14 protein-coding genes, 1 tRNA gene and 1 rRNA gene are annotated in these 25,591 nt (G+C 69.7%); 4 read left to right on the top strand and 12 right to left on the bottom strand.

The window, feature by feature from the left end:
- The first annotated feature begins 303 nt into the window (after positions 1–303).
- The 3 genes from ACH4TV_RS35800 to ACH4TV_RS35790 all read left to right on the top strand — a co-directional run bounded on the left by ACH4TV_RS35800 (position 304) and on the right by ACH4TV_RS35790 (position 6,920).
- On the top strand, positions 304–5,202 hold the full coding sequence (locus ACH4TV_RS35800; protein WP_398405443.1) for an ATP-dependent helicase: 4,899 nt from the start codon (positions 304–306) through the stop codon (positions 5,200–5,202).
- Positions 5,203–5,280: 78 nt separating this feature from the next.
- A complete protein-coding gene (locus ACH4TV_RS35795; RefSeq protein ID WP_398405442.1) occupies positions 5,281–6,123 on the top strand; it encodes a DNA-formamidopyrimidine glycosylase family protein in 843 nt (280 codons plus the stop codon).
- 32 nt (positions 6,124–6,155) lie between these two features.
- Positions 6,156–6,920 carry an SDR family NAD(P)-dependent oxidoreductase gene (locus tag ACH4TV_RS35790; RefSeq protein ID WP_398405441.1) on the top strand — a complete coding sequence of 255 codons (765 nt, stop codon included), beginning with the start codon at positions 6,156–6,158 and terminating at the stop codon, positions 6,918–6,920.
- Here the strand turns inward: ACH4TV_RS35790 and ACH4TV_RS35785 are convergent.
- From ACH4TV_RS35785 to ACH4TV_RS35745, 9 genes are all read right to left on the bottom strand, one after another.
- Complete coding sequence (locus tag ACH4TV_RS35785) at positions 6,871–7,152, bottom strand: hypothetical protein (RefSeq protein WP_398405440.1); 282 nt, start codon at positions 7,150–7,152, stop codon at positions 6,871–6,873. The genes ACH4TV_RS35790 and ACH4TV_RS35785 overlap by 50 nt on opposite strands.
- Positions 7,153–7,443: 291 nt before the next feature.
- Positions 7,444–7,818, bottom strand: a complete 375-nt coding sequence (locus tag ACH4TV_RS35780; RefSeq protein ID WP_006379734.1) for a helix-turn-helix domain-containing protein — start codon at positions 7,816–7,818, stop codon at positions 7,444–7,446.
- A 109-nt stretch (positions 7,819–7,927) separates the two neighbouring features.
- Positions 7,928–8,473, bottom strand: coding sequence for a CinA family protein (locus ACH4TV_RS35775; protein WP_398405439.1), 546 nt, complete (start codon positions 8,471–8,473; stop codon positions 7,928–7,930).
- Complete coding sequence (gene pgsA, locus ACH4TV_RS35770; RefSeq protein ID WP_398405438.1) at positions 8,470–9,303, bottom strand: CDP-diacylglycerol--glycerol-3-phosphate 3-phosphatidyltransferase; 834 nt, start codon at positions 9,301–9,303, stop codon at positions 8,470–8,472. Before pgsA ends, ACH4TV_RS35775 begins: the two co-directional genes overlap by 4 nt.
- Complete coding sequence (rimO, locus tag ACH4TV_RS35765) at positions 9,300–10,859, bottom strand: 30S ribosomal protein S12 methylthiotransferase RimO (protein WP_398405437.1); 1,560 nt, start codon at positions 10,857–10,859, stop codon at positions 9,300–9,302. Before rimO ends, pgsA begins: the two co-directional genes overlap by 4 nt.
- 98 nt (positions 10,860–10,957) lie before the next feature.
- The gene (locus ACH4TV_RS35760; RefSeq protein WP_398405436.1) at positions 10,958–11,800 is read right to left on the bottom strand and encodes a RodZ domain-containing protein; all 843 of its coding nucleotides are present in this window, start codon (positions 11,798–11,800) and stop codon (positions 10,958–10,960) included.
- Positions 11,801–12,070: 270 nt separating this feature from the next.
- Positions 12,071–14,800: a DNA translocase FtsK gene (locus ACH4TV_RS35755; protein ID WP_398405435.1), complete on the bottom strand. Its 2,730-nt coding sequence runs from the start codon at positions 14,798–14,800 to the stop codon at positions 12,071–12,073.
- A 169-nt stretch (positions 14,801–14,969) separates the two neighbouring features.
- Positions 14,970–15,653 (bottom strand): two-component system response regulator, encoded by a 684-nt coding sequence (locus ACH4TV_RS35750; protein WP_398405434.1) that lies wholly within the window; start codon positions 15,651–15,653, stop codon positions 14,970–14,972.
- Between the two features lie 307 nt (positions 15,654–15,960).
- The gene (locus ACH4TV_RS35745; protein ID WP_398405433.1) at positions 15,961–21,438 is read right to left on the bottom strand and encodes a HAMP domain-containing protein; all 5,478 of its coding nucleotides are present in this window, start codon (positions 21,436–21,438) and stop codon (positions 15,961–15,963) included.
- A 316-nt stretch (positions 21,439–21,754) separates the two neighbouring features.
- Here ACH4TV_RS35745 and ACH4TV_RS35740 point away from each other — a divergent pair, with 316 nt between their 5' ends.
- The gene (locus ACH4TV_RS35740) at positions 21,755–24,502 is read left to right on the top strand and encodes a SpoIIE family protein phosphatase (RefSeq protein WP_398405628.1); all 2,748 of its coding nucleotides are present in this window, start codon (positions 21,755–21,757) and stop codon (positions 24,500–24,502) included.
- Positions 24,503–24,557: 55 nt separating this feature from the next.
- On the opposite strand, the gene ACH4TV_RS35735 is transcribed toward ACH4TV_RS35740, so the two are convergent.
- The 3 genes from ACH4TV_RS35735 to rrf form a co-directional block, all read right to left on the bottom strand.
- Positions 24,558–24,633 (bottom strand) — tRNA-Thr (locus ACH4TV_RS35735).
- A gap of 94 nt (positions 24,634–24,727) precedes the next feature.
- On the bottom strand, positions 24,728–25,390 hold the full coding sequence (locus ACH4TV_RS35730) for a DegT/DnrJ/EryC1/StrS family aminotransferase (protein WP_398405627.1): 663 nt from the start codon (positions 25,388–25,390) through the stop codon (positions 24,728–24,730).
- Positions 25,391–25,504: 114 nt separating this feature from the next.
- A 5S ribosomal RNA gene (gene rrf / locus ACH4TV_RS35725) occupies positions 25,505–25,591 on the bottom strand; the annotation flags it as partial.

Below are 25,591 nucleotides of genomic sequence, written 5' to 3'. Positions count from 1 at the left end.
CAGCCTGCCGAGGCGCGCCCCCACGCACCCGCAGTCGCGTACGGCGGAAAGGGGACGTGTCGGGGGGTGTCCGCCCGCAGCGGCTGGCGCGTCAACACCGGCAAGTCGGTAAGAACCCGATTCCGCGCCCGACCGAGGACGGACACCCCCCGGCGCGGCCCCGACCCACCACTCGACCGAATGCGCAATCACCGGCGGGGAAGCCGAAACACAACCACACCGCACCACACCGCCTTCGCCCCACCGCCGGAGGCAAACGCGCAGGTCAGCGCAATTGTCAGTGCCGAGGTGCAGGATGGACGCATGGTCAGCTCCACACACCGAGCCCTCGACGGCTTCTCCCCCGCGACCCGCAACTGGTTCACGGGGGCCTTCTCCGCGCCCACTGCGGCCCAGGCCGGCGCGTGGCAGGCCATCGGCAAGGGTTCGGACGTGCTGGTGGTCGCCCCGACCGGCTCCGGCAAAACCCTGGCCGCGTTCCTCGCCGCACTCGACCAGCTCGCCTCGACACCCCCGCCGGCCGACCCCCACAAACGCTGCCGCGTGCTGTACGTATCACCGCTCAAGGCCCTCGCGGTCGACGTGGAGCGGAATCTGCGCAGCCCGCTCACGGGCATCCGCCAGGAATCCGTCCGCCTGGGCCTGCCCGAACCCGAGGTCAAGGTCGGCATCCGCTCCGGCGACACCCCGCCCGCCGAGCGCCGTGCGCTGGCCACCCGCCCGCCGGACATCCTGATCACCACCCCGGAGTCGCTGTTCCTGATGCTCACGTCAGCCACGCGCGACGCGCTGACGGGCGTGGAGACGGTGATCCTGGACGAGGTGCACGCGGTCGCCGGCACCAAGCGCGGCGCGCATCTCGCACTCTCCCTGGAGCGGCTGGACGAGCTGCTGCCGAGGCCCGCCCGCCGTATCGGCCTCTCCGCGACCGTCCGCCCGGTCGACGAGGTCGCGCGCTATCTCTCCCCCCGCCGCAAGGCGGAGATCGTCCAGCCCAAGTCGGACAAGGTGTTCGACCTCTCGGTCGTCGTCCCGGTGGAGGACCTGGGCGAACTGGGCGGCTCCCCGGTCGCCGACGCGAACGAGGGGGCCGAGCGGCCGTCCATCTGGCCGCATGTGGAGGAGCGGATCGCCGATCTCGTCCAGTCGCACCGCTCGACGATCGTGTTCGCCAACTCCCGCCGCCTCGCGGAGCGCCTGTGCAACCGGCTCAACGAGATCGCGTACGAGCGCGCCACCGGCGAGCCCCTCGCCGAACACCACGCGCCCGCCGAGCTGATGGGCGGCTCGGGGGCGGCCCAGGGCGCGCCTCCGGTCATCGCCCGGGCTCACCACGGTTCGGTCTCCAAGGAACAGCGCGCTCTGGTCGAGGAGGACCTCAAGGCAGGCCGCCTGCCTGCCGTGGTCGCCACCTCCAGTCTCGAACTGGGCATCGACATGGGCGCCGTGGACCTCGTCGTCCAGGTCGAGTCACCCCCGTCGGTGGCCTCGGGGCTCCAGCGCGTCGGCCGCGCCGGACACCAGGTGGGCGCGGTCTCCACCGGCGTCGTCTTCCCCAAGTACCGGGGAGACCTCGTCCAGGCGGCCGTGGTCACCGAGCGCATGCGCACCGGCTCCATCGAGGCCCTGAGGGTCCCCGCCAACCCTCTGGACGTTCTCGCCCAGCAGCTCGTCGCGATGGTGGCACTGGACACCTGGCAGGTCGACGACCTGCTCACCACGGTCCGCCGCGCGGCGCCCTTCGCCTCCCTCCCGGAGTCGGCGTTCACCGCGGTCCTGGACATGCTCGCCGGCCGCTATCCGTCCGACGCGTTCGCGGAGTTGCGCCCGCGCGTGGTGTGGGACCGCGTCGCCGGCACCGTGACCGGCCGCCCCGGCGCGCAGCGCCTCGCCGTCACCTCCGGGGGCACGATTCCCGACCGCGGACTCTTCGGGGTCTTCCTCGCCGGCGCCGATCCCAAGAAGGGCGGCGGCCGGGTCGGTGAGCTGGACGAGGAGATGGTGTACGAATCCCGCGTGGGCGACGTCTTCACCCTCGGTACGAGCTCCTGGCGCATCGAGGACATCACCCGCGACCGCGTCCTGGTGTCCCCCGCTCCCGGGGTCCCCGGCCGCCTCCCCTTCTGGAAGGGCGACCAGCTGGGCCGCCCGCTCGAACTGGGCCGCGCTGTGGGCGCGTTCCTGCGCGAGGTCGGCTCGCTGTCCGAGGAGGACGCCCGCCTCCGCCTCCTCGCCGCCGGACTCGACACCTGGGCCGCGGGCAACGTCCTTTCCTACCTGGCCGAACAGCGCGAGGCCTGCGGCCACATCCCGGACGACCGGACCATCGTCGTGGAGCGGTTCCGCGACGAACTCGGCGACTGGCGGGTCGTCGTGCACTCCCCCTTCGGCGCCCAGGTCCACGCCCCGTGGGCACTCGCCCTCGGTGCCCGCCTCTCCGATCGGTACGGCATGGACGCCCAGGTCATGCACGCCGACGACGGCATCGTGCTGCGTCTCCCGGACGCCGACCTGATGAGCCTGGACCTGCTCGACCAGGAGCCCCTGAAGTCCGGTACCGAATACGACGCCGAGCAGGCCCCAGTGGGCGCAGCTGACGTGGCCTTCGACAAGGGCGAGGTCAACCAGATCGTCACCGACCAGGTGGGCGGCTCGGCCCTGTTCGCGGCCCGGTTCCGCGAGTGCGCCGCGCGCGCCCTGCTGCTCCCGCGCCGCAGCCCCGGCAAGCGCACCCCCCTGTGGCAGCAGCGTCAGCGGGCCGCCCAACTGCTCCAGGTGGCGAGCGAGTTCGGTTCGTTCCCCATCGTCCTCGAAGCGGTCCGCGAGTGCCTCCAGGACGTCTTCGACGTTCCCGGGCTCGCGGAACTGATGGGCGACATCGAGTCCCGCAAGGTGCGCCTGGTCGAGGTCACCACCCCCGAGCCCTCCCCGTTCGCCCGCTCTCTCCTCTTCGGTTACGTCGCACAGTTCCTGTACGAGGGCGACTCACCGCTGGCCGAGCGGCGCGCCGCCGCCCTGTCGCTGGACTCACGGCTGCTGGCCGAGCTACTGGGCCAGGCGGAACTGCGCGAACTTCTGGACGCCGAGGTACTGACCGAGCTGGAGCGGGAACTCCAGTGGCTCACCGAGGACCGACGCGCGAAGGACGCTGAAAGCGTCGCGGACCTGCTGCGCCTGCTCGGCCCGCTCACCGACGCCGAACTGGCCGAACGCGGCGCCGATCCCCAGTGGGCCCAGGAGCTGGCCGCCGCCCGCCGCGCGATCCGGGTCCGCATCGGCGGCACGGACCACTGGGCGGCGATCGAGGACGCGGGTCGTCTGCGGGACGCGCTCGGTACCGCACTGCCGGTCGGTGTCCCGGAGGCCTTCACCGAGCCGGTCAAGGACCCGCTCGGCGACCTCCTCGCCCGCCACGCCCGCACCCACGGCCCCTTCACCTCGGCCACCGCGGCAGCCCGTTTCGGCCTGGGCGTGGCGGTCACCGAGGGCGCACTGCACCGTCTGGCGGCGAACAGCCGCGTCGTACAAGGAGAGTTCCACCCGGCGGGCATCGGCCAGGAGTGGTGCGACGCGGCGGTCCTGCGCCGCCTCCGACGCCGCTCCCTGGCCGCGCTGCGGCACGAGTTGGAGCCGGTGCCGCCCGCGGCGCTCGCGCAGTTCCTGCCGCAGTGGCAGCACGTCGGCAAGGGCCACGGGCTGCGTGGCATCGACGGACTCGTGCGCGCGGTCGAGCAGTTGCAGGGCGCCTCCGTGCCGGCGTCCGCCCTGGAGAAGCTGGTCCTGCCGTCCCGGGTGGCGAACTACGCCCCCGCGATGCTCGACGAGCTCACCGCCGCCGGAGAGGTCGTCTGGGCCGGGGCGGGCGCCCTCCCCGGCAAGGACGGCTGGGTGTCCCTGTACCTCGCGGACGCGGCCCCGCTGCTCCTGCCCCCGCCCCACCTCCAGGAACTCACCGCGCTCCACCAGTCCGTCCTCGACACCCTCGCCGGGGGCTACGGACTCTTCTTCCGCCAGATCGCCGACCAGATCCGCGCCACCACCCACCCGGAGGCCACGGATCCCCAACTGGCCGACGCCATCTGGGACCTGGCCTGGACGGGCCGCCTCACGAACGACACACTCGCCCCGATGCGCTCCCTCCTCGGCTCGGGCCGAACAGCAGGCTCGACAGCGCACCGGGCGAAACGCACCGTGCCGCGCGGCCGGTACGGCTCACTGACGGCCGCCGCACGCCCCGCCTCGCGCAGCGGCCCGCCGACAGTGGCCGGCCGCTGGTCCTGCCTGCCCGAGCACGAACCCGACCCCACCGTCCGCGCCCATGCCCTGGCCCGCACCCTCCTCGACCGGCACGGGGTGGTGACCCGGGGAGCCGTCGCCGCGGAGGGTGTCGAGGGCGGCTTCTCGGCGGTGTACCGCATCCTCTCCGTCTTCGAGGACAGCGGTCAGGCCCGTCGCGGCTACGTGGTGGAAGGACTGGGCGCCGCCCAGTTCGCCATGGACGGCGCGGTGGACCGCCTACGGGCGACAGCGAACGCCCGCGAACGCGGCGACTCCCGCCCCACTCCGGCTTTCGGCACCGGCACCTTCGAGGACTTCCGCCCGCCGGGCGATACCCACACGTCCCCCGCACCCGCCGTCGTCTCCCCCTCGGACCACGGCTACGTCGAGGACTTCGACGTCGACTTCGACCTCGTCGCCGATTCCCCCCACGCCTCCACCGCCCCGAACACCCGCAGCTCCACCTCTACCTCCACCCACGGTTTCGCCGGGAGCGCCCTGTCCCGCGCCTCCTCCGCTTCCTCCTCCGGCGCCACCCGTGCCATCGTCCTCGCCGCCGCCGATCCGGCGAACGCGTACGGCGCCGCGCTCCCCTGGCCCGAGCCACCGACCGGCGCCGGTCACAAACCAGGCCGCAAGGCCGGTTCGCTCGTGGTCCTGGTCGACGGAGAGCTGACGCTCTACATGGAACGCGGCGGCAAGACACTGCTGGCCTGGCCCTCCGAACCCGACGGCAAGGCCAGCGAAGACCCCCGTCTGCGCACGGCGGCCGAGTCCCTCGCCGCGGCAGCCCGCGCAGGTTCCCTCGGTACGGTCACCGTGGAGAGGGTCAACGGCGCCTCGGCCCTGACCTCCCCCTTCGGCACCCTCCTGGAAGAAGCAGGATTCATCGCGACCCCTCGCGGACTGCGCCTACGAGCGTGACCCCGTACAGCCGTCACCCCGGCCCGCGACACCCGCTTCCCCACTCCCCGCCGCCCACCGGCATGTCACCCTGGACCCATGCCCGAAGGTGACACGGTCTGGCAGGCCGCGAGGCGGCTGCACGACGCGCTCGCGGGGAAGGTGCTGACGCGTTCCGACCTCCGCGTGCCCAAGTACGCCACGGCCGACCTCACCGGCCGCACCGTCCTGGAGGTCACACCGCGCGGCAAGCACCTCCTCACCCGGATCGAGGGCGGCCTGACCCTCCACTCGCATCTGCGGATGGACGGCTCCTGGAGGGTGTACGAGAACGGCCGGCGCTGGAGCGGCGGCCCGTCGCACCAGATCCGGGCGATCCTCGGCACCCCGGACCGCACCGCCGTCGGATACCGCCTCCCCGTGCTCGAACTCCTCCGCACCGCCGACGAACACCGGGCTGTCGGCCATCTCGGCCCCGACCTCCTGGGCCCGGACTGGGACCCCGGCCAAGCCCTCGCCAACCTCCTCGCGGACCCCGCCCGCCCCCTCGGCGAAGCCCTGCTCGACCAGCGCAATCTCGCCGGCATCGGCAACGTGTACAAGAGCGAGCTGTGCTTCCTCCTGGGCGCCACCCCATGGCTCCCCCTCGGTGACCTGCCCGCCGACCGCACCGCGCAGCTGCCCGCGCTCGCGAAGAAACTCCTCGAAGCCAACCGCGACCGCCCGGTCCGCAGTACGACGGGCCGACGCGGCCAGGACCTGTTCGCGTACGGCCGTGCACCCCGCCCCTGTCTGCGCTGCCAGACCCCGATCCGCATCGCCGACCAGGGCGACGGCTCCCGCGAACGCCCCACCTACTGGTGCCCGACCTGCCAACGGGGCCCCGCCCCGGCACCGGTCGCCACCAGAGCCCGGCGGAAGTCATCCCCGTACACCAATTGACGACCCGTCAGAAACCCTCGTACCGTCCCAGCATGCCCGTACAGGCGTACGACCTCACCGGACGCACCGCATTCGTCACCGGGGCCGCCAGTGGCATCGGACGCGCATCCGCCGTACTGCTCGCCGAAGCGGGCGCCGTCGTGCACTGCGCGGACCGGGACGCGCAGGGGCTGCACGAGACGGCGACGCTGATCAAGGGGATGGGCGGCGCGGCCCGTACCCACCACCTCGACGTCACCGACCGGGCCCAGGTCCGGCAGGCCATCGCTGCCTGCGAGCGACTGGACGTCATGGCGGCCGTCGCCGGGATCATGCACAGCAGCCCGGTACTGGAGACCCGGGACGAGGATCTCGACCGGGTGCTGAGCGTCAACTTCAAGGGCGTGCTCTACGCCTGTCAGGAGGCGGCCCGTCTGATGATCTCCCGGAACACCAGGGGCAGCATCGTCACCATGGCCTCGGGCGCCGTCGACACCGGCAGCCCCGGGCTGCTCTGCTACGGCGTGGCGAAGGCGGCGGTCGTCCAGCTGACGAAGACGCTGGCCGCCGAGATCGGGCGCCACGGCATCCGCGTCAACGCCGTCGCCCCGGGCTGGATCCGTACGCCGATGACCGACCGCCACGACGGCGAGGCGCAGACGCGCACCGAGGCGCTGATGTCCCGGATGGCTCCGCTGGGCCGGGTCGGCGAACCGGAGGAGGTGGCTCACGCGGTGCTGCACCTGGCGTCCGACGCGTCGGCGTTCACTACGGGCCAGATCCTCCGCCCGAACGGCGGCGTGGCCATGCCCTGGTAGGACCGCCGGCCCCACCGGCCCGCCCCCGCACCGCGCCCGCGGCCCCCGCGACCCGCAGCGCACGGGCCTTCGGTACACAGTGCACCGGCAACAGGCTCAGTCCCCACCCCCCCGCCGCGACCGCCCCCTCCAGCACCCCCGCACCGGGCGCCAGCGCAAGCCGCAGAACGGCCCACCACCACACTGCCCCGAGCCCCAGCAGCACCCCCCAGCGAACTATCCGCACCACCATGGCCCACCTCCAGCCCCACGCTAGAACGCCACGCTCACCCGTAAACAGGGCGCATCACAGGCACAGGGGCGCACCGTTCACCCAGGGACAGCCACCCAGGAAACCCACACGCGCCCGCCTCCTCCCCACCATGACCGCCACGAGACACACCGGCAAACGGACCCCTGACCGACCCCGACCCCGTAGCCGGACCAATAAGCGGGCGCACAGCGCGAAAGCCCCGACCGCTCTTCTCCGGATCTCCCCGGAGAAGCCCCGGCCGGGGCTCTCACACGCTCACAGTCGTGAACCTCAGGCGGCGACGACGTCCACCGCTTCGGCGGGCGCCTTGATGGTCACCCGTTCCGGTGGCACACCGGCCACCGATACGGAACCAAGCATGGGACGCACTGGTGTGGGTACAGGCTCGTTGGCCGCAGCAGACTGGGCCAGCTCGGCGAGGGCGAGATCGTCGCTCACTTCTCGCATGAGTTCGGACATCCGTACGTCCAACGCGTCGCAGATCGCGGAGAGCAGCTCGGAGGAAGCCTCTTTCTGCCCCCGCTCCACCTCGGAGAGATAGCCGAGTGAGACTCGGGCGGACGAGGAGACTTCGCGCAGAGTACGGCCCTGGCGCTGGCGCTGCCGACGCAGCACGTCACCCAGCAGGCGACGGAGCAGAATCATCGGTGGCTCCCTCCTCGGACCGTGTAACCGCATCCTTCACGCCCCACCGTACCGCCTTGCGCTGCGGCCGTGCGGGGAGCGATGTCGTGTTCACTCAGGGCTGCAAACATCAGGTCCCCCCGTTCTGTTCCGTATCCTGTGCCCGCTCGTTCCCGGTCTGTTCGCCCGCAATCCCCTCCAGGAGGAGTGCGAGCACGCTCCGTACACTCTCCATACGAATTTCCGCCCGGGGGCCGTTCAACCGCAGCGCCGCCACTTTTCCGCCACCTTCGGCACCGGAATCCGTTTCGCAAGGTCCCTGGACGGCCACGAAAACCGTCCCGACGGGCTGCCCGTCCTGCGGTTCGGGGCCGGCGACACCGGTCGTCGCGATGCCCCAGTCTGCGCCGAGAACCCTGCGGACTCCGGCCGCCATCTGGGCCGCGACCTGCGGATCCACCGCTCCCCGGGTAGCCAGCAGGGTGGCGTCGACACCGAGCACCTGATGCTTCAGTTCGGTCGCGTACGCCGTCACCGCACCACGGAACATCCTGGAGGCTCCGGGCATCGATGTGATCTCCGCCGCAACCAGACCGCCGGTGAGGGACTCCGCGACAGCAAGCGTCTCGCCCCTCACTGTCAGTAGTCTCACCACGTCGGCGGCTGCGGAACTCACCGTTCCGCCTCCACCGACGCGGCCGCGCGCTCGGCGATTCCCTGCCTGCGCAGCACAATGGCCTGTCTTACATAGTCGAGCCCGGTCACCACGGTCAGAACGACCGCCGCGGCCATCACCCAGAACCTCAGCGTCGCCAGCGGGCCCGTCAGCGCCAGGACGTACATCCCGACTGCCACGCCCTGCGTCAGCGTCTTCACCTTGCCGCCGCGGCTCGCGGGGATCACGCCATAGCGGATCACGACGAAGCGCAGCAGCGTGATCCCGAGTTCACGCCCGAGGATCACACCGGTCACCCACCACGGCAGGTCACCGAGCGAGGAGAGACAGATCAGCGCCGCTCCCATGATCGCCTTGTCGGCGATGGGGTCGGCGATCTTCCCGAAGTCGGTGACGAGGTCGTACGTACGTGCCAGATGGCCGTCGAAGATGTCGGTGATCATGGCGACGGCGAAGGCCGCCCAGGCGAACGAGCGCCACGCCGGGTCGTACCCGCCCTCGGCCAGCATCAGAGCCACGAAGCCCGGCACCAGCAACAACCGGATCATCGTAAGAATGTTCGCGATGTTCCAGAGGCTGGCCTGATTGACGGCCGCAGCCCCCAGCTTCCCGCCGCGAACCGCCTTCGCACCCCCCTCATCACCGGAAATCCCGGCGCTGACAGGAGACACTGAAGCCCCGGAGCCGACGGAAGCCCCAGAGGGGCCAGGCGAAACCGAGGAGGCCGCGGTGGCACCCATCACGCCCGGCACACCCACCGCACCCGGCACGCTCTTGGTGTTCCGCGCGCCGGAGGAGCCGCCCGCCGCGGATGCCGGGACTCCGGTCATCTGGCCGCCTCCTCTGACTCCGTACACGCAAGGGAGCCGAGCGAGCCGGGGAGCAGCTCGGCCACGAGGTCGACACCTTCCGTGCCGACCACCTTCGCCTCGACCATACGACCGACGCTCAGACCTTCGCCGCCCGTGAGGCCCGCGAAGTCCTCGAAGTTGGTGAACAGCACCTGCCCGTCGGTCTCCGGCGCCTGGTGGGCGCCGCGGCCGTACGCGCCGTCCTCGCCGCCGACCGACTCGACCAGCACGTGCACGGTCTCGCCGACACGCTCCTCCGCGCGCTGCGAGACCAGCTCCTCGGCCAGCCGGGAGACGCGGGCGAGCCGGGCCGCGACAACGTCCTCGTCCAGCTTGTTCTCGTACGTCGCCGCTTCCGTGCCGTCCTCGTCGGAGTACCCGAAGACACCGATGGCGTCCAGGCGCGCGTTGTTCAGGAACCGCTCCAGCTCCGCCAGGTCGGCCTCGGTCTCACCGGGGAAGCCCACGATGAAGTTGGACCGCACGCCGGCCTGCGGGGCCTTGCTCCGGATGGTGTCGAGCAGTTCCAGGAACCGGTCGGTGTCCCCGAAGCGCCGCATCGCACGCAGCACGTCGGGCGCGGAGTGCTGGAAGGAGAGGTCGAAGTAGGGGGCGACCTTCGGGGTCGAGGTCAGTACGTCGATGAGCCCCGGGCGCATCTCGGCGGGCTGGAGGTAGCTCACGCGCACGCGCTCGATGCCGTCGACGTCCGCGAGCTCGGGCAGCAGCGACTCCAGCAGACGGATGTCGCCCAGGTCCTTGCCGTACGAGGTGTTGTTCTCGGAGACCAGCATGACCTCCTTGACGCCCTGCTCGGCGAGCCACCTGGTCTCGTTGAGCACGTCGCTCGGGCGGCGCGAGATGAAGGAGCCACGGAAGGACGGGATGGCGCAGAAGGTGCAGCGCCGGTCGCAGCCGGAGGCGAGCTTCACCGAGGCGACGGGCGCACCGTCGAGCCGCCGGCGCAGCGGCGCACGGGGGCCGGAGACCGGGGCGACGCCCTCGGGGAGATCGGCGGGGGCCTCGGCAGGTTCCACCGGGGCGGCGTCGGGTTCGGTGGCAGCCCCGTGGCCCGGAAGAGCGACCCCACCGCCCGCGCTCTGCCGTTCCGCCGGGCTGATCGGCAGCAGCTTGCGCCGGTCGCGCGGGGTGTGCGAGGCGTGGATGCCGCCGTTGAGGATGGTCCGCAGGCGGTCGGAGATGTCGGCGTAGTCGTCGAAGCCGAGCACGCCGTCGGCCTCGGGCAGCGCCTCGGCGAGTTCCTTGCCGTACCGCTCGGCCATGCAGCCCACCGCCACGACGGCCTGGGTTCTGCCGTGCCCCTTGAGGTCGTTGGCCTCCAGGAGGGCGTCGACGGAGTCCTTCTTGGCGGCCTCGACGAAGCCACAGGTGTTGACGACAGCGACGTCCGCGTCCTCGGCGTCCTTCACGAGTTGCCAGCCGTCCGCCTCCAAGCGGCCTGCGAGCTCCTCCGAGTCCACCTCGTTACGGGCGCAGCCAAGGGTGACGAGTGCGACGGTACGGCGTTCAGGCATGGGCTCAAGACTACTTCGTCCCACTGACACCCCACGTCGACGGGGTTGGCCGTGATCGGCCAACCCCGTCCCTGTGAATCCCAAAAGCGCGGTACCGCTCAGCCGACCTCGGGGTCGCCCTTCGTGTACGTGAGCCGTTCGACGGATCCGGGCTGGAACTCGTCCTCGATCTTCTTGCCGTTCACGTACAGCTGGATCGCGCCCGCGTCGCCCAGGACGAGGTTGACCTCCTCGTTGTCCTGGAAGGTCTGGGACTGGCCCTGCTTGAGCAGACCGTCGAAGAGCAGGCGGCCGTTGTGGTCCTTGGCGGAGATCCAGCTGCGCCCGTCCGTGGCGCTCACCTGGACCGTCACCTTGTCACGCGGCGCCGCCGCGATCGCGCTGTCCGACGGGTCGGGCTTCGGGTCGGTGGGCTTGTCCTTCTTGGGTGTGGGCGAGGGCGGCTGGCTGGCCGTGGGCGCGGTGCCCTCGGACGCCTGCGTGCCCTCGTCGCCGCCCTTTACGAGGGTGAAGCCGACGAAGCCGATCACGGCGACGATGGCGGCGACCATTGCCGCGGTCCAGTTCGGCCCGCGCCGCTCGGGACGGATGCGTTCCGCCTCGAACATGGGCGCGGCCGGGGTCGGCGCCGGACGCCCGCCGTTGGCGGCGGCGAACTGCGCGAGAAGCGGCTCGGGATCGAGGTGGACGGCACGGGCGAGGGTCCGGATGTGCCCGCGCGCGTAGACGTCTCCGCCGCAGGCGGCGAAGTCGTCGTCTTCGATCGCGTGCACGATGGCGTTCCGGACCCGGGTGGCGGAACTGACGTCGTCGACGGTCAGCCCGGCCGCGATACGCGCCTGCTGGAGGGCGCGACCGATCGAAGGGCGGGCTGCTTCCTCGCGATCGTCGCGGTCTTCTTCGAACGGACGCTCGTCTTGTGGAGAGTTGCCGATGGACACGGGGGCGCCTTTCGAGCGTGTAGCCACCTGTGCTGGAGGTTCAGTTTAGGGGGGTTCAGAAAGGGTGGGGCAACCGGGCGGAGGGACTTTGTACGCCATCGGAATGGCCAGGACACGCCGATGGTGAGGTCATGATGAGGCAAGGATCTGTCGCCTCCCTCAACTTGACGTACGCCGAAGGGAAACGGTTGCTCAATGATCCCTTACGAGTGAGTCACTTTCGACCACCCGGGTGCCACACACATGGGCACCCGTGCACCGGGCGGCTCCCTACGCCTCAGTCTGCCCACGAATCACCGCGAGCATCTCGTCCAGTCCGTCCGCCTTCACAAGAACGTCACGCGCCTTGGACCCCTCGCTCGGCCCGACGATCCCCCGCGTCTCCATGAGGTCCATCAGCCGCCCCGCCTTGGCGAACCCCACCCTCAGCTTCCGCTGGAGCATCGACGTCGACCCGAACTGACTGCTGACGACGAGTTCGGCCGCCGCGCACAGCAGTTCGAGATCGTCACCGATCTCTTCGTCGATCTCCCTCTTCTGCTTGGTGCCCACGGTGACGTCGTCCCTGAAGACCGGCGCCATCTGGTCCTTGCAGTGCTGGACGATCACGGCGACCTCGTCCTCGGTCACGAAGGCGCCCTGCATACGGGTGGGCTTGTTGGCGCCCATCGGCAGGAACAGCCCGTCGCCCTTGCCGATCAGCTTCTCGGCGCCGGGCTGGTCCAGGATGACCCGAGAGTCGGCCAGAGAGGAGGTGGCGAAGGCGAGCCTTGACGGCACGTTCGCCTTGATCAACCCGGTCACCACATCAACGGACGGCCGCTGCGTGGCGAGGACCAGGTGGATGCCGGCCGCGCGCGCGAGCTGCGTGATGCGCACGATGGCATCCTCGACGTCCCTGGGGGCCACCATCATCAGGTCGGCCAGCTCGTCGACGATCACCAGCAGGTACGGATACGGCTGGAGCTCGCGCTCACTGCCCTCGGGCAGCTTGACCTTGCCGTTCCTGATGGCCTCGTTGAAGTCGTCGATGTGCCGGAATCCGAACGCGGCCAGATCGTCGTACCGCAGATCCATCTCCCGTACGACCCACTGGAGCGCCTCCGCGGCCCGCTTCGGGTTGGTGATGATCGGCGTGATCAGGTGCGGGATGCCCTCGTACGCGGTCAGCTCGACGCGCTTGGGGTCGACGAGGACCATGCGGACGTCCTCAGGTGTCGCCCGGACCATCACCGACGTGATCAGGCAGTTGATGCAGGACGATTTACCGGAGCCGGTCGCACCTGCGACGAGCAGGTGCGGCATCTTCGCGAGGTTGGCCATCACATAGCCGCCCTCGACGTCCTTGCCGAGCGCGACCAGCATCGGGTGATCGTCCTCGGCCGCGTCGGCCAGCCGGAGCACGTCCCCCAGATTGACCATCTCGCGGTCGGTGTTGGGGATCTCGATGCCGACCGCCGACTTGCCGGGGATCGGGCTGATGATCCGCACGTCGGGGCTGGCGACGGCGTACGCGATGTTCTTGGTGAGGGCGGTGATCCGCTCGACCTTCACCGCGGGGCCCAGTTCGACCTCGTACCGCGTGACCGTGGGACCGCGGGTGAAGCCGGTGACCGCGGCGTCGACCTTGAACTCCATGAAGACGTTCGAGAGGGAGGCGACCACCGCGTCGTTCGCCGCGCTGCGGGTCTTGCCTGGGCCGCCGCGCTCCAGGAGGTCGAGGGACGGGAGCGCGTACGTGATGTCCCCGGAGAGCTGGAGCTGTTCGGCGCGCGGCGGCAGGTCGCGCATCTGCTCCGGGGGCGCCTTCGTGAGGTCCGGGACCCCGGCCTTGACCGGGTCCGCCTTGAGCTTCTCCTGCTTGGGGCGTGCCCCCGGGACCGGAGTGCGCGTCGGCGTCGTCTCCTCGCGGTCGCCGCCCGTACTCACCCCCTGGGTGAGGTCGGCGACGATCGGCGAGGGCGGCATCCCGTGCAGAACGGCCCCGTCGAGCGCGGCAGCGGCGGCCGCTGCGACGTCCACGGCGTCCATGGGCCGCCCGGGGTCGGGCTGCCGTACCGCGGAGCGCCTGGGGCGGCTCCGGCGCTTGGAGAGCGCCTCGTGCTCCGCGCTGTCCGGGTCGTACGCCTCGGGGGCGGACCCGCGCTTACGGGAGCGCGCTGGCAGCGACTCGCGCCACTGGTCGTCGTACCGCTCGTCGTCCTCGGCGAAGCCGTCCTCCTCCTCCGGGTCACGGAGGATGCCGAGCCGGATCCCGAGCTGCCGCAGCCGCTGCGGAATCGCGTTGACGGGCGTCGCGGTCACCACGAGCAGCCCGAAGACGGTGAGCAGCACCAGCAGCGGTACGGCGAGAACCTCGCCCATCGTGTACGTCAGCGGCGTCGCCGCTCCCCAGCCGATGAGCCCGCCGGCGTCCCTTATGGCCTGCATTCCGTCGCTGCGCGCGGGGGCGCCGCACGCGATGTGGACCTGTCCGAGCACACCGATGACGAGCGCGGACAGCCCGATCACGATCCGGCCGTTGGCGTCGGGCTTCTCGGGGTGCCGGATGAACCGTACGGCGATGACCGCCAGCAGTATCGGCACGAGCAGGTCAAGGCGGCCGAACGCACCGGTGACCAGCATCTCGACGAGGTCGCCGACGGGGCCGCGCAGGTTGGACCAGGTGCCCGCGGCGACGATCAGCGCGAGGGCGAGCAGCAGCAGTGCCACGCCGTCCTTCCGGTGTGCCGGGTCGAGGTTCTTCGCGCCCTGCCCTATGCCGCGGAACACGGCACCGACGGCGTGCGCGATGCCGAGCCACAGGGCCCGTACGAGACGGTAGATGCCCCCCGTGGGGCTGGGCGCCGGAGCCGGCGGGGCCTTCTTCGCCGCGGCCTTCTTGGCGGGCGCCTTCTTCGCGGGGGCTTTTTTCGCCGCGGCCTTCCTCGCCGGAGCCTTCGCGGGCACGGCTGCCTTCTTCGCGGGCGGCTTCTTGGCTGCGGAAGGACGTGAGGCCATGGGTGTGAGGTTACCGGTGGAGACGACAGCGGACACGTGTGCCTACTGCTTCACCCGTTCGTGTCGCCCTTGCGTGAGCACGGAACTGACGCGCGCTCACGCGCAACTACGGTCGATGCGCGGGTGGGTTGTGCGACCGAAGCGACACCCGTGCACGCGTCAGTACGGCTCAGTTCTGCGACGGCAGCGGAGGTGCGCTCCCGGTGCCCGGTTCGAGCGCGTCCAGAGCCCGGCGCAGGCCGGTGAGTTTGCGTTCGAGGTGCGCCGCCGTGGCCACCGCCGCGGCGTCCGCCGACTCGTCGTCCAGCTGTTTGGACAGCGCCTCGGCCTGCTCCTCGACGGCCGCGAGCCGAGCGGAGAGTTCGGCGAGCAGGCCCGCCGGCTCCTTGTGCGCACCGACCGCCGCCTTGCCGCCACCGCCCTCCAACTGGAGCCGCAACAGGGCCGCCTGCTCGCGGAGTTGGCAGTTCTTCATGTACAGCTCGACGAACACCGAGACCTTCGCGCGCAGCACCCACGGGTCGAACGGCTTGGAGATGTAGTCCACCGCACCCGCCGCGTATCCCCGGAAGGTGTGGTGCGGACCGTGGTTGATCGCGGTGAGGAAGATGATCGGGATGTCCCGGGTCCGCTCCCGCCGCTTGATGTGCGCGGCCGTTTCGAAGCCGTCCATACCCGGCATCTGGACGTCCAGCAGAATGACCGCGAAGTCGTCCGTCAGAAGTGCCTTGAGCGCTTCCTCCCCGGACGATGCCCGCACCAGTGTCTGGTCCAACGCAGAGAGGATCGCCTCCAGCGCCAGCAGATTCTCCGGCCGGTCATCGACCAGGAGGATCTTGGCCTTCTGCACCATGGCCCGCCCTCCTCGCCCCGGCTTGGGGCCTCCCCTGTCCTCAGGACTTGGGGCAGCGCCACCGAGCGCCGCCCCAGGGGACGACTCCCTTGCGCCGCCCGTCCTCGTGCCGGTCATGGTAGCCGCACCCTGCCTGTCGCCACACCCTGTCACCGCGATGTCACTGTGCACGTAGCAGAAACGCAGCGGGAGACCAGAAGGTTCCCCGAATCCCGTACTTCTACACGGCTTCGGCCACCCTGAGTCAGCAACTCCGTGCGCACACCGAAGGTTCCCGTCCTCTCGACGGAAACACCCAGCTCAACCATCACTCTTCTCGCATCCACTGCTCCATCACCGACAGCAGGTGATCAGGGTCGACGGGCTTGGTCACGTAGTCCGAGGCGCCCGACTCGATCGCTTTCTCCCGGTCGCCCTTCATCGCCTTGGCGGTCAACGCGATGATCGGGAGTCCGGCGAACTGCGGCATCCTGCGGATCGCCGTGGTCGTCGCGTACCCATCCATCTCGGGCATCATGATGTCCATCAGTACGACTGTCACATCGTCGTGCTGTTCCAGGACTTCGATGCCCTCCCGGCCGTTCTCGGCGTACAGCACCGACAGCCCGTGCTGCTCCAGGACGCTCGTCAGCGCGAACACGTTGCGGATGTCGTCGTCGACGATCAGCACCTTCTCGCCGTCGAACCGGATACCCCGGCGCGGCTGCTGTGCCGGCTCCGGCTCCCCGGTCGCCGCCCAATGGCCGTTCGCCCGGGAGGAGGCGTTCAGTTCGGCCACCGACACGGCCCTGCGGCGCCGCCTGAAGAGCGCTGCGGGCCCGTTCTGCGTCTCGTGGTACGACTTCACCTCGGCCGGCGTCTCGACGTCCACACCGGCCAACTCGGCCTCTGAGGCGAGCAGTTCACCGACCTCCAGGGACGGCGCGAGCTGCGCGTAGCCCTGCGGGGGCAGTTCACTCGGGTGCAGCGGCAAATACAGCGTGAACGTCGAGCCTCGGCCCGGCTCGCTCTGCGCGTGGATCTCGCCGCCCAGCAGCCGCGCGATCTCCCGCGAGATGGACAGCCCCAGACCCGTACCGCCGTACTTGCGGCTGGTCGTGCCGTCCGCCTGCTTGAACGCCTCGAAGATCACCCGCATCTTGCTGGCCGCGATACCGATACCGGTGTCGGTCACCGAGAACGCGATCATGTCGGCGTCCGCGTCCCGCAGGGAGCCCGCCTCCAGCAACTGCTCCCGGATGGCCACCGGGACCTCCGCGCCCGCCGGCCGGATGACCAGCTCGACCGCTCCCGAGTCGGTGAACTTCACCGCGTTGGACAGCAGGTTGCGCAGCACCTGGAGCAGCCGCTGCTCGTCGGTGTGCAGCGTCGCGGGCAGGTCCGGCGAGACCCGTACGGAGAAGTCGAGACGCTTCTCCGCGGTCAGCGGACGGAAGGTGGCCTCCACGTAGTCGACGAGCTGTACGAGAGCGATGCGCGTCGGGGAGACGTCCATCTTGCCCGCCTCGACCTTCGACAGGTCGAGGATGTCGTTGATCAGCTGGAGCAGGTCGGAGCCCGCCCCGTGGATCGTCTCCGCGAACTCGACCTGCTTCGGGGTGAGGTTGGTGTCCGCGTTGTCTGCGAGCAGCTTGGCCAGGATCAGCAGCGAGTTGAGCGGCGTACGCAGCTCGTGCGACATGTTGGCGAGGAACTCGCTCTTGTAGCGCATCGACACGGCGAGTTGCTCGGCGCGCTCCTCCAGGACCTGCCTCGCCTCCTCGATCTCCGTGTTCTTGACCTCGATGTCGCGGTTCTGCTGGGCCAGCAGCTCCGCCTTCTCCTCCAGCTCCGCGTTGGACGACTGGAGGGCCTTCTGCCGGTTCTCCAGCTCGGCCGAGCGCTCCCTCAACTGCTCGGTCAACTCCTGCGACTGCTTCAGCAGCACCTCCGTCTTGGTGTTGACGGAGATGGTGTTGACGCTGGTCGCGATCATCTCGGCGATCTGGTTGAGGAAGTCCTTCTGGATCTGCGTGAACTGCGTGAACGACGCCAGTTCGATGACCCCGAGCACCTTGCCCTCGAACTGCAGCGGCAGCACGATCACCTGCGCGGGCGGCGCCTCACCGAGCCCCGAGGAGATCTTGAGATAGCCGCTCGGCGCGTTCTCCACCAGGATCGTGCGCTTCTCCTGGGCGGCCGTCCCGACCAGCGCCTCACCGGGCCGGAACGAGGTCGGCATGGAGCCCATGGAGTAGCCGTACGACCCGAGCATGCGTAGTTCGTACGCGTTCTCCGGGGCGCTCGCCGGGTCCTTGCCGTCGACCGTCTGCATCGCCAGGAAGAACGCGCCGTGTTGGGCGGTGACCACCGGCGTCAGCTCGCTCATGATCAGCGAGGCCACGTCGTCCAGGTCCCGACGGCCCTGCATCAGGGCGGAGATACGGGCGAGGTTGCCCTTGAGCCAGTCCTGTTCCTTGTTGGCGATCGTGGTGTCGCGCAGGTTGGCGATCATCTTGTTGATGTAGTCCTGAAGTTCCTGGATCTCGCCGGAGGCGTCCACGTCGATCTTCAGGTTGAGGTCACCGCGGGTCACCGCGGTCGCCACGCGCGCGATGGCGCGGACCTGCCGGGTCAGGTTCCCGGCCATCTCGTTCACCGACTCGGTGAGGTCGCGCCAGGTGCCGTCGACATCGCGCACGCGTGCCTGACCGCCCAGCTGGCCTTCGGTACCCACCTCGCGGGCGACTCGGGTGACCTCCTCGGCGAAGGACGACAGCTGATCGACCATCGTGTTGATCGTCGTCTTGAGCTCGAGGATCTCACCGCGAGCGTCAATGTCGATCTTCTTCGTCAAGTCACCCTTGGCGATGGCCGTCGTGACCATCGCGATGTTGCGCACCTGACCGGTCAGGTTGGAGGCCATCCCGTTCACCGACTCGGTGAGGTCCTTCCACGTACCGGCCACACCCTGCACCCGCGCCTGACCGCCCAGGATGCCGTCCGTACCCACTTCACGGGCCACCTTGGTGACCTGGTCCGCGAACGAACTCAGCGTCTTGACCATGGTGTTGAAGGTGTCGGCGAGCTGCGCGACCTCGCCGCGCGCCTCGATCGTCACCGTCCGGGTCAGGTCACCGTTGGCGACGGCGGCGGCGACCTGGGAGATGTTCCGCACCTGCACGGTCAGGTTGTTGGCCATCAGGTTGACGTTGTCGGTGAGGTCCTTCCAGATACCCGTGACGCCCGACGCGTGCGCCTGGCCGCCCAGGATGCCCTCGGTGCCCACCTCGCGGGCCACCCGGGTCACCTGCTCGGCGAACGACGACAGTTGATCAACCATGGTGTTGACCGTCGTGACGAGTTCAAGGATCTCGCCCTTCGCGTCAACAGTGATCTTCTTCGACAGATCGCCCTTGGCGACAGCCGTCGTGACCTCGGCGATGTTGCGCACCTGGATCGTCAGGTTGTTCGCCATGAAGTTCACGGACTGGGTGAGGTCCTTCCAGGTGCCGGAGACACCCTGCACCTCGGCCTGCCCGCCGAGGATGCCCTCCGTACCCACCTCGCGGGCCACGCGCGTGACCTCTTCGGCGAACGACGACAGTTGATCAACCATCGTGTTCAGCGTGTTCTTCAGCTCGAGGATCTCACCGCGCGCATCCACGGTGATCTTCTGGGAGAGGTCACCGCGGGCCACCGCCGTCGCGACCTGCGCGATGTTGCGCACCTGGCCGGTCAGGTTGGAGGCCATGCCGTTCACGGAATCGGTGAGGTCGCGCCACACACCGGCGACGCCGGGCACCTGCGCCTGGCCGCCGAGCCTGCCCTCCGTACCCACGTCACGGGCGACCCGGGTCACCTGGTCGGCGAAGGCCGAGAGTTGATCAACCATGGTGTTGATCGTGTTCTTCAGCTCAAGGATCTCGCCGCGAGCGTCGACATCGATCTTCTGGGACAGGTCACCCCGGGCCACCGCCGTCGTCACCTGGGCGATCTGCCGCACCTGCGAGGTGAGGTTGCCACCCATGAAGTTGACGGAGTCGGTGAGTTCCTTCCACGTACCGGAAACGCCGTCCACCCGCGCCTGACCGCCGAGGCGGCCCTCCGTACCCACGTCACGGGCCATCCGCGTCACCTGATCGGCGAAACTAGACAGCTGATCCACCATCGTGTTCACGGTGTTCTTCAGCTGGAGCATCTCGCCGGAGACGTCGACAGTGACCTTCTGGGACAGGTCACCGTTGGCCACCGCGGTCGTGACCTGGGCGATGTTCCTCACCTGTCCGGTGAGATTCCGGAACGCCGTGTTGACGGAGTCCGTCAGGTCCTTCCACGTACCCGCCGCACCCGGCACCTCCGCCTGGCCGCCCAGCTCACCCTCGACACCGATCTCCCGCGCCACACGCGTGACCTCGGCACCGAACGCGGACAGCTGGTCGACCATCCCGTTGACGGTGTTCTTCAGCTCCAGCATCTCGCCGGCGACCTCGACGCTGACTTTCTGCGACAGATCACCGCTGGCCACAGCGGTCGTCACGGCGGCGATGTCCCGCACCTGGGTGGTGAGATTCCGGAAGACCGTGTTGACGGAGTCCGTCAGGTCCTTCCACGTACCCGCCGCACCCGGCACGTTCGCCTGCCCGCCGAGCCGCCCCTCGCCACCGACCTCGTTGGCGACCCGGGTGACCTCGTCCGCGAACGTCCGGAGCGTCTCGGTCATCTGGTTGATCGTCTCGGCGAGCTGCGCGACCTCGCCGCGCGCCGAAACCGTCACCTTCTGTGACAGATCACCGTTGGCGACCGCCGTCGTCACCTGCGCGATCCCGCGCACCTGGGCCGTCAGGTTGCCGGCCATAAGATTCACCGAATCGGTGAGGTCCTTCCACACACCCGCCACACCAGGCACCTGCGCCTGCCCGCCGAGTTCACCCTCTGTCCCCACCTCACGCGCGACTCGCGTCACCTCGGAGGAGAAGGACGACAGCTGATCGACCATCGTGTTGACGGTGTTCTTCAGCTCCAGCATCTCGCCGGCCACGTGAACCGTGACCTTCCGGGACAAGTCACCCTTCGCGACCGCCGTCGTCACCAGCGCGATGTCCCGCACCTGCGCCGTCAGCCGGTACGCCATGGTGTTGACCGAGTCCGTGAGATCCCGCCACGAACCGGACATCCCACGCACCTGGGCCTGACCGCCCAGCTTGCCCTCCGTACCGACCTCGCTGGCCACACGCGTGACCTCGTCGGTGAACGTCGACAGCTGGTCGACCAGGTTGTTGACCGTGCGCCCGACCTTGAGGAACTCCCCGCGCAGCGGATGTCCGTTGCCGTCGGCGGCCTGCGTCCGCAGCTCCATCCGGGGCGACAGATCGCCCTCCGCGACCGCGCTGAGCACCCGGCCGACCTCGGAGACAGGACGTACGAGATCGTCGACGAGCGCGTTCGACGCGTCGATCGCCGCAGCCCACGAGCCCTCACTGGCACCCGCCTCAAGCCGCTCGGTCAGCTTCCCCTCGCGCCCCACCATGCGCCGCACGCGCGACAATTCACCCGTCAAGTGGAGATTACGGTCGGCCACCTCGTTGAAAACCGCCGCGACCTCCGACATGACGCCGTCGCCGCCGGACACCGTGAGCCGTTTCCGGAAGTTTCCGTCACGCATCGACTCCAGAGCCGACAGCAGCCGGTCAAGGGAAGCCGCGTCCACCTCGATCGTTCCGTTGCGTGGTTTACGCCGGTTACTCAGGGACTGTCCGCCTTTCGCGCGCGTCTTAGTGCCCCGCGTCGCTGCGCCAGACTCCACTGTGTCCCTCCCGCAGGGGTCGACCGTTCGTGCTCTGCGTGCTCTGCTATCACTCGGGCGTACCCGGATACTGCCAGCCGTGCGTAGACCTTCTCCTGGAGCCTGCCCAGTGTTTCACCCTGTCTGAACCAGGCCATAACAGTTCGGCAGCTTCGCACACCGTCCGCACACTCTGGGGACGTAAACACTGCAGACCTGCATCCGCATGGACCGCGAAGGTAAGTAACCTTGCATGCGGCTGTCCAGCCACACCGGTCCGTCCGGCCTGGGCGGTGGCACGACCACGAGCGGGCAGGCATCGGAGGGGCACCGCACCATGACCACCGGACTGCATCCCGGGGAAGCACCCCAGGATCCCCGGCCGACGGGGAACCAGCCTCTGCCCCGGCAGGAGCGGGTCGGCCCCGGCACGTTGCACGCCGACAACCGGACGAGGAGTTCTGTGATCACCGCGCGCGCGGCCGCCACCTTCGACCCCGTCGGACGATCGGTCGCGACCGCCCGGTCCTTCGTCCGCGACACCCTCCAGGGCTGGGGCTTCGCGGACATCGTCGACGACGCCGTGGTCCTCACGAGCGAACTGGTGACCAACGCCGTCATCCACGCCGGCACCTCCGCGGACGTCCTGTGCCTACGCAGTGACGACGGCGTACGTATCGAGGTGGCCGACCTCTACCCGGAACGCGAGATCCCCCTTCAGGGCTCGCTCGCCAGCATGGGCAGCCCCGACCGGGAGGGAGGCCGCGGCCTCCAGCTGTGCGCGGCGCTGGCCGGCCGCTGGGGCGTCGAGTACACGCCCACCAAGAAACAGGTCTGGTTCCAACTGGACCTCCCCCACCGCGCGGTGGGCACCCGCTCCGCGGGCCCGGCCCTCCCCGCCGCCCTTCTCCCGCTGGCCGACGGCCGCGTCCGGGTCGCGGTCATCCAGATCGACCGCTCCGGATCCATCTCGGCCTGGAACGAGGACGCCGAGGAACTCTTCGGCTACGCGCCCGAGTCGGTCATCGGCAAACCCCTCACCGACCTCGCCGCCTGGCCGCACACCCCCGGCACGAGCACCGGCATCGTCGAGGCACTCCAACTCTCGCGCTGGGAAGGCAGCTACGGCATAAGGGGCGCCAACGGCCGCGTCAGCCCGGTGTACGCCTCTCACCTCCGCGTCCGCGACACGGGCGGCGAGCCCTCGACGGTCTGCCTCCTTGTCCGCGACCACGAACGGGCGGTCCTTCAGACCCCGTTGCGCGGCAGCTCGACCGACACGACATCGTCCTCGGAGGGCCAGAACACGGACCCCTTCGAGGTGTTCATCGGCTCCCCGGCCCCGGACGACCTCGACGGCCTGCTCCAGCGCACGGTGGAGCGCGCGCGCGACATGCTCGACGCCGACGCCGCCTTCCTGCTCCTGGCCACGGACGACGAGACGGAGTTGGAAGTACGGGCCTCCACGGGCCTCCCCTCCGCCCGCCAGCGCTTCGCCCGCGTCCCCGTCGAGGCGGGCCCCGGCCGCTACGGCTCGGCCCGTATGCCGGCCGTCCACGACGACCTCTCGGCCGTCCCCGGCGCCGTCCCCCTCCTGAGCGGCACGGGCATGCGCTCGGTCGTCACCGTCCCCCTGAAGGTGGAGGGCCGCCTCACCGGCGCCCTGGGCGTCGCGGCCGAGTCCCCGGGCCGCTACACGAACGAAGAGGCCCTACGTCTCCAATTCGCCGCCGACCGCATCGCCTTGGCGGTGGAGTCGGCCCGCCTCGGCGAACTGGAACGCCTGCGCCGAGGCTCACTGAGCTTCCTGGTGGAGGCTTCCGATCTCCTCGCGGGAACGCTCGACCGCGATCAAACCCTGGCCCTGATGGCCCAGATGACGGTCCCGACCCTGGCCACCTGGTGCGCGGTCTACACGATCGCCGACCAGGCCTCGGATCCCTACCTCTCGTACGTCCTGCACGAGGACGAGGACCGCATCGACGGCCTCAAGGCCCTCCTGTCGAAGATCGCCCCGCCGGACCCGGTACCCGCACCCGGCGCTCGCGTCTGGTCGGCCCCCGCGGATGCGGCCCACCAGGCTGCTCTGCGTACCTCCATGCGCAGCCTGGGCCTCGGTGAGCCCGCCACGGTCAGCTCGGGCATCGGTACCACTCTCGCCACGGCGGCGGCGGTCGGCGGCGAGACGGTCGTCCTCCCCCTGGTCGCCCGCAACCGCGTGATCGGCATGCTGACCCTCGGCAAGCCGACGGACGAACACTTCCGCCAGGAAATCCTGGAACTGGCCGAGGACCTGAGCCGCCGAGCCGCCCTGGCCCTGGACAACGCCCGCCTCTACTCCGAACGCACAGCAATCAGCCAGTCCCTCCAACGCAGCCTCCTGCCCCCGGAGTTGCCCGATATCGAAGGCGTGGAGGTCGAGGTCATCTACCGCGCGGCCGGCGAGGGCAACGAGGTCGGCGGCGACTTCTACGACCTCTTCCCCATCCGGGACGGCGCCTACGGCTTCGCCATCGGCGACGTCTGCGGTACGGGCCCGGAGGCGGCGGCCGTGACGGGCCTGGCCCGCCACGCCCTCCGCCTGCTGGCCAGGGAGGGCTTCGGCGGCCCGGCGGTCCTGGAGCGCCTCAACTCGGCGATCCTCGACGAGGGCGCCCGCAGCCGCTTCCTCACCCTCCTGTACGGGGAGTTGTGGCCGCAGGAGGACGGCAGCGCCGTACTGAAGGTGGTCTGCGCCGGCCACCCCCTCCCGCTCCGCCTCCGCCAGGACGGCACGGTGGAACCGGCAGCCGAACCCCAGCCCCTCCTGGGCGTCCTGGAGGACCTGGAGCTGTACGAGCAGACGATCACTCTCGACCCCGGCGACGTCCTCCTCTGCGTCACGGACGGCGTCACGGAACGCCGCGAGGGAACCCGCATGCTGGGCGACGACGGCCTCACGGACGTCCTGAAGACGTGCACGGGCCTGACGGCCGGCGCGGTGGCCGCCCGCATCATGCGCGCGGTCGAACGGTTCGCCTCCGACGCCCCGTCCGACGACATGGCGATCCTGGCGATGCGCGTACCGGGCCTGCTGAAGGACTGACGGGCTGACGACAGGCATGCAGAAGGCCCCGCCCAACTGGGCGGGGCCTTCTGTGTGGAGCCCCCCAACGGAATCGAACCGTTGACCTTCTCCTTACCATGGAGACGCTCTACCGACTGAGCTAGGGGGGCCAGCTACCTTTCGAGGTCTCCCTCGCGGCAACGAAATAGATCATACCCCGAACAGACCCATGCTCCCAACTACGCCCGCTCAACGCCCGAACGATCAGAACGCCGGCTGCAACAGCCCGCCGAGCGCGTTGCACGCGGACACGATCCGCTGCATGTCCCGCTTGGTCAATGAGGCGTCCACCGGCAGCGCCAGCGTCTCAAAAGCAGCCAGCTCGGTCTCGGGCAGCGAGACGCAACGCCGGAACGCGGGCATGCGATGCACCGGCGCCTTGACCGGCACCCGGCAGTCAACTCCCCTGGCCCGCAAGGCCCGAGCGAAGGCATCCCGATCGGGCCGCCCGTTGCCGGGCACCCGCACGACGTACTGCTGATAGGTGTGCCCGTCCCCGTCGTCGGGCGTCCGCACACCCCTCAACTTGAGGTCGAGAAACGCCGCGCGCTGCCGCCGCTGAGCGATCTCGTCGTACGGCGCCTCGGACTCCCCGTGCTGCAACACCAGAAGCCCGTGCCTCTGCCCGACCCCGAGCAACCGCCCCATGTCGGCCGGCCGCCCAAAACGGTGGACGACAACGACGGCCGCTGTCCGCGGAGTTGTGGCCGCCTCTACAGCGGACGCGTCAAGGCAGTACGTCACCGGATCTATATCGGCGAACACCGGCAGCCCACCGGTCAGGACCACGGCCTCGGCGACTTCCACGTTCCCGAAGGCAGGCACGACGACCTCGTCACCGACTCCGACGCCGGCGGCCCTGAGCATTGCAGCAGTTCCCATGCCCTGGATGTTGGTCGCGCGACGTGAACGTCAAGTGACACAAAACAAAAAAGGGTTGGACCCCGAACCGAAGTTCAGGATCCAACCCTTTCAATATTTGTTCGGCGGTGTCCTACTCTCCCACAGGGTCCCCCCTGCAGTACCATCGGCGCTGTGAGGCTTAGCTTCCGGGTTCGGAATGTAACC

Source organism: Streptomyces sp. NPDC020898, assembly GCF_044333925.1.
Classification (GTDB): Bacteria; Actinomycetota; Actinomycetes; order Streptomycetales; family Streptomycetaceae; genus Streptomyces.
Note: the sequence above shows the minus strand (reverse complement) of the source record. Positions and strands in the feature narration are given on the sequence as shown.

Excerpts from the sequence above, each read along its gene's own strand:
- ACH4TV_RS35800 (WP_398405443.1), top strand. The coding sequence starts at position 304 with ATGGTCAGCTCCACACACCGAGCCCTCGACGGCTTCTCCCCCGCGACC.
- ACH4TV_RS35795 (WP_398405442.1), top strand. The coding sequence starts at position 5,281 with ATGCCCGAAGGTGACACGGTCTGGCAGGCCGCGAGGCGGCTGCACGAC.
- ACH4TV_RS35790 (WP_398405441.1), top strand. The coding sequence starts at position 6,156 with ATGCCCGTACAGGCGTACGACCTCACCGGACGCACCGCATTCGTCACC.
- ACH4TV_RS35785 (WP_398405440.1), bottom strand. The coding sequence starts at position 7,152 with ATGGTGGTGCGGATAGTTCGCTGGGGGGTGCTGCTGGGGCTCGGGGCA.
- ACH4TV_RS35780 (WP_006379734.1), bottom strand. The coding sequence starts at position 7,818 with ATGATTCTGCTCCGTCGCCTGCTGGGTGACGTGCTGCGTCGGCAGCGC.
- pgsA (WP_398405438.1), bottom strand. The coding sequence starts at position 9,303 with ATGACCGGAGTCCCGGCATCCGCGGCGGGCGGCTCCTCCGGCGCGCGG.
- rimO (WP_398405437.1), bottom strand. The coding sequence starts at position 10,859 with ATGCCTGAACGCCGTACCGTCGCACTCGTCACCCTTGGCTGCGCCCGT.
- ACH4TV_RS35755 (WP_398405435.1), bottom strand. The coding sequence starts at position 14,800 with ATGGCCTCACGTCCTTCCGCAGCCAAGAAGCCGCCCGCGAAGAAGGCA.
- ACH4TV_RS35750 (WP_398405434.1), bottom strand. The coding sequence starts at position 15,653 with ATGGTGCAGAAGGCCAAGATCCTCCTGGTCGATGACCGGCCGGAGAAT.
- ACH4TV_RS35740 (WP_398405628.1), top strand. The coding sequence starts at position 21,755 with ATGACCACCGGACTGCATCCCGGGGAAGCACCCCAGGATCCCCGGCCG.
- ACH4TV_RS35730 (WP_398405627.1), bottom strand. The coding sequence starts at position 25,390 with ATGCTCAGGGCCGCCGGCGTCGGAGTCGGTGACGAGGTCGTCGTGCCT.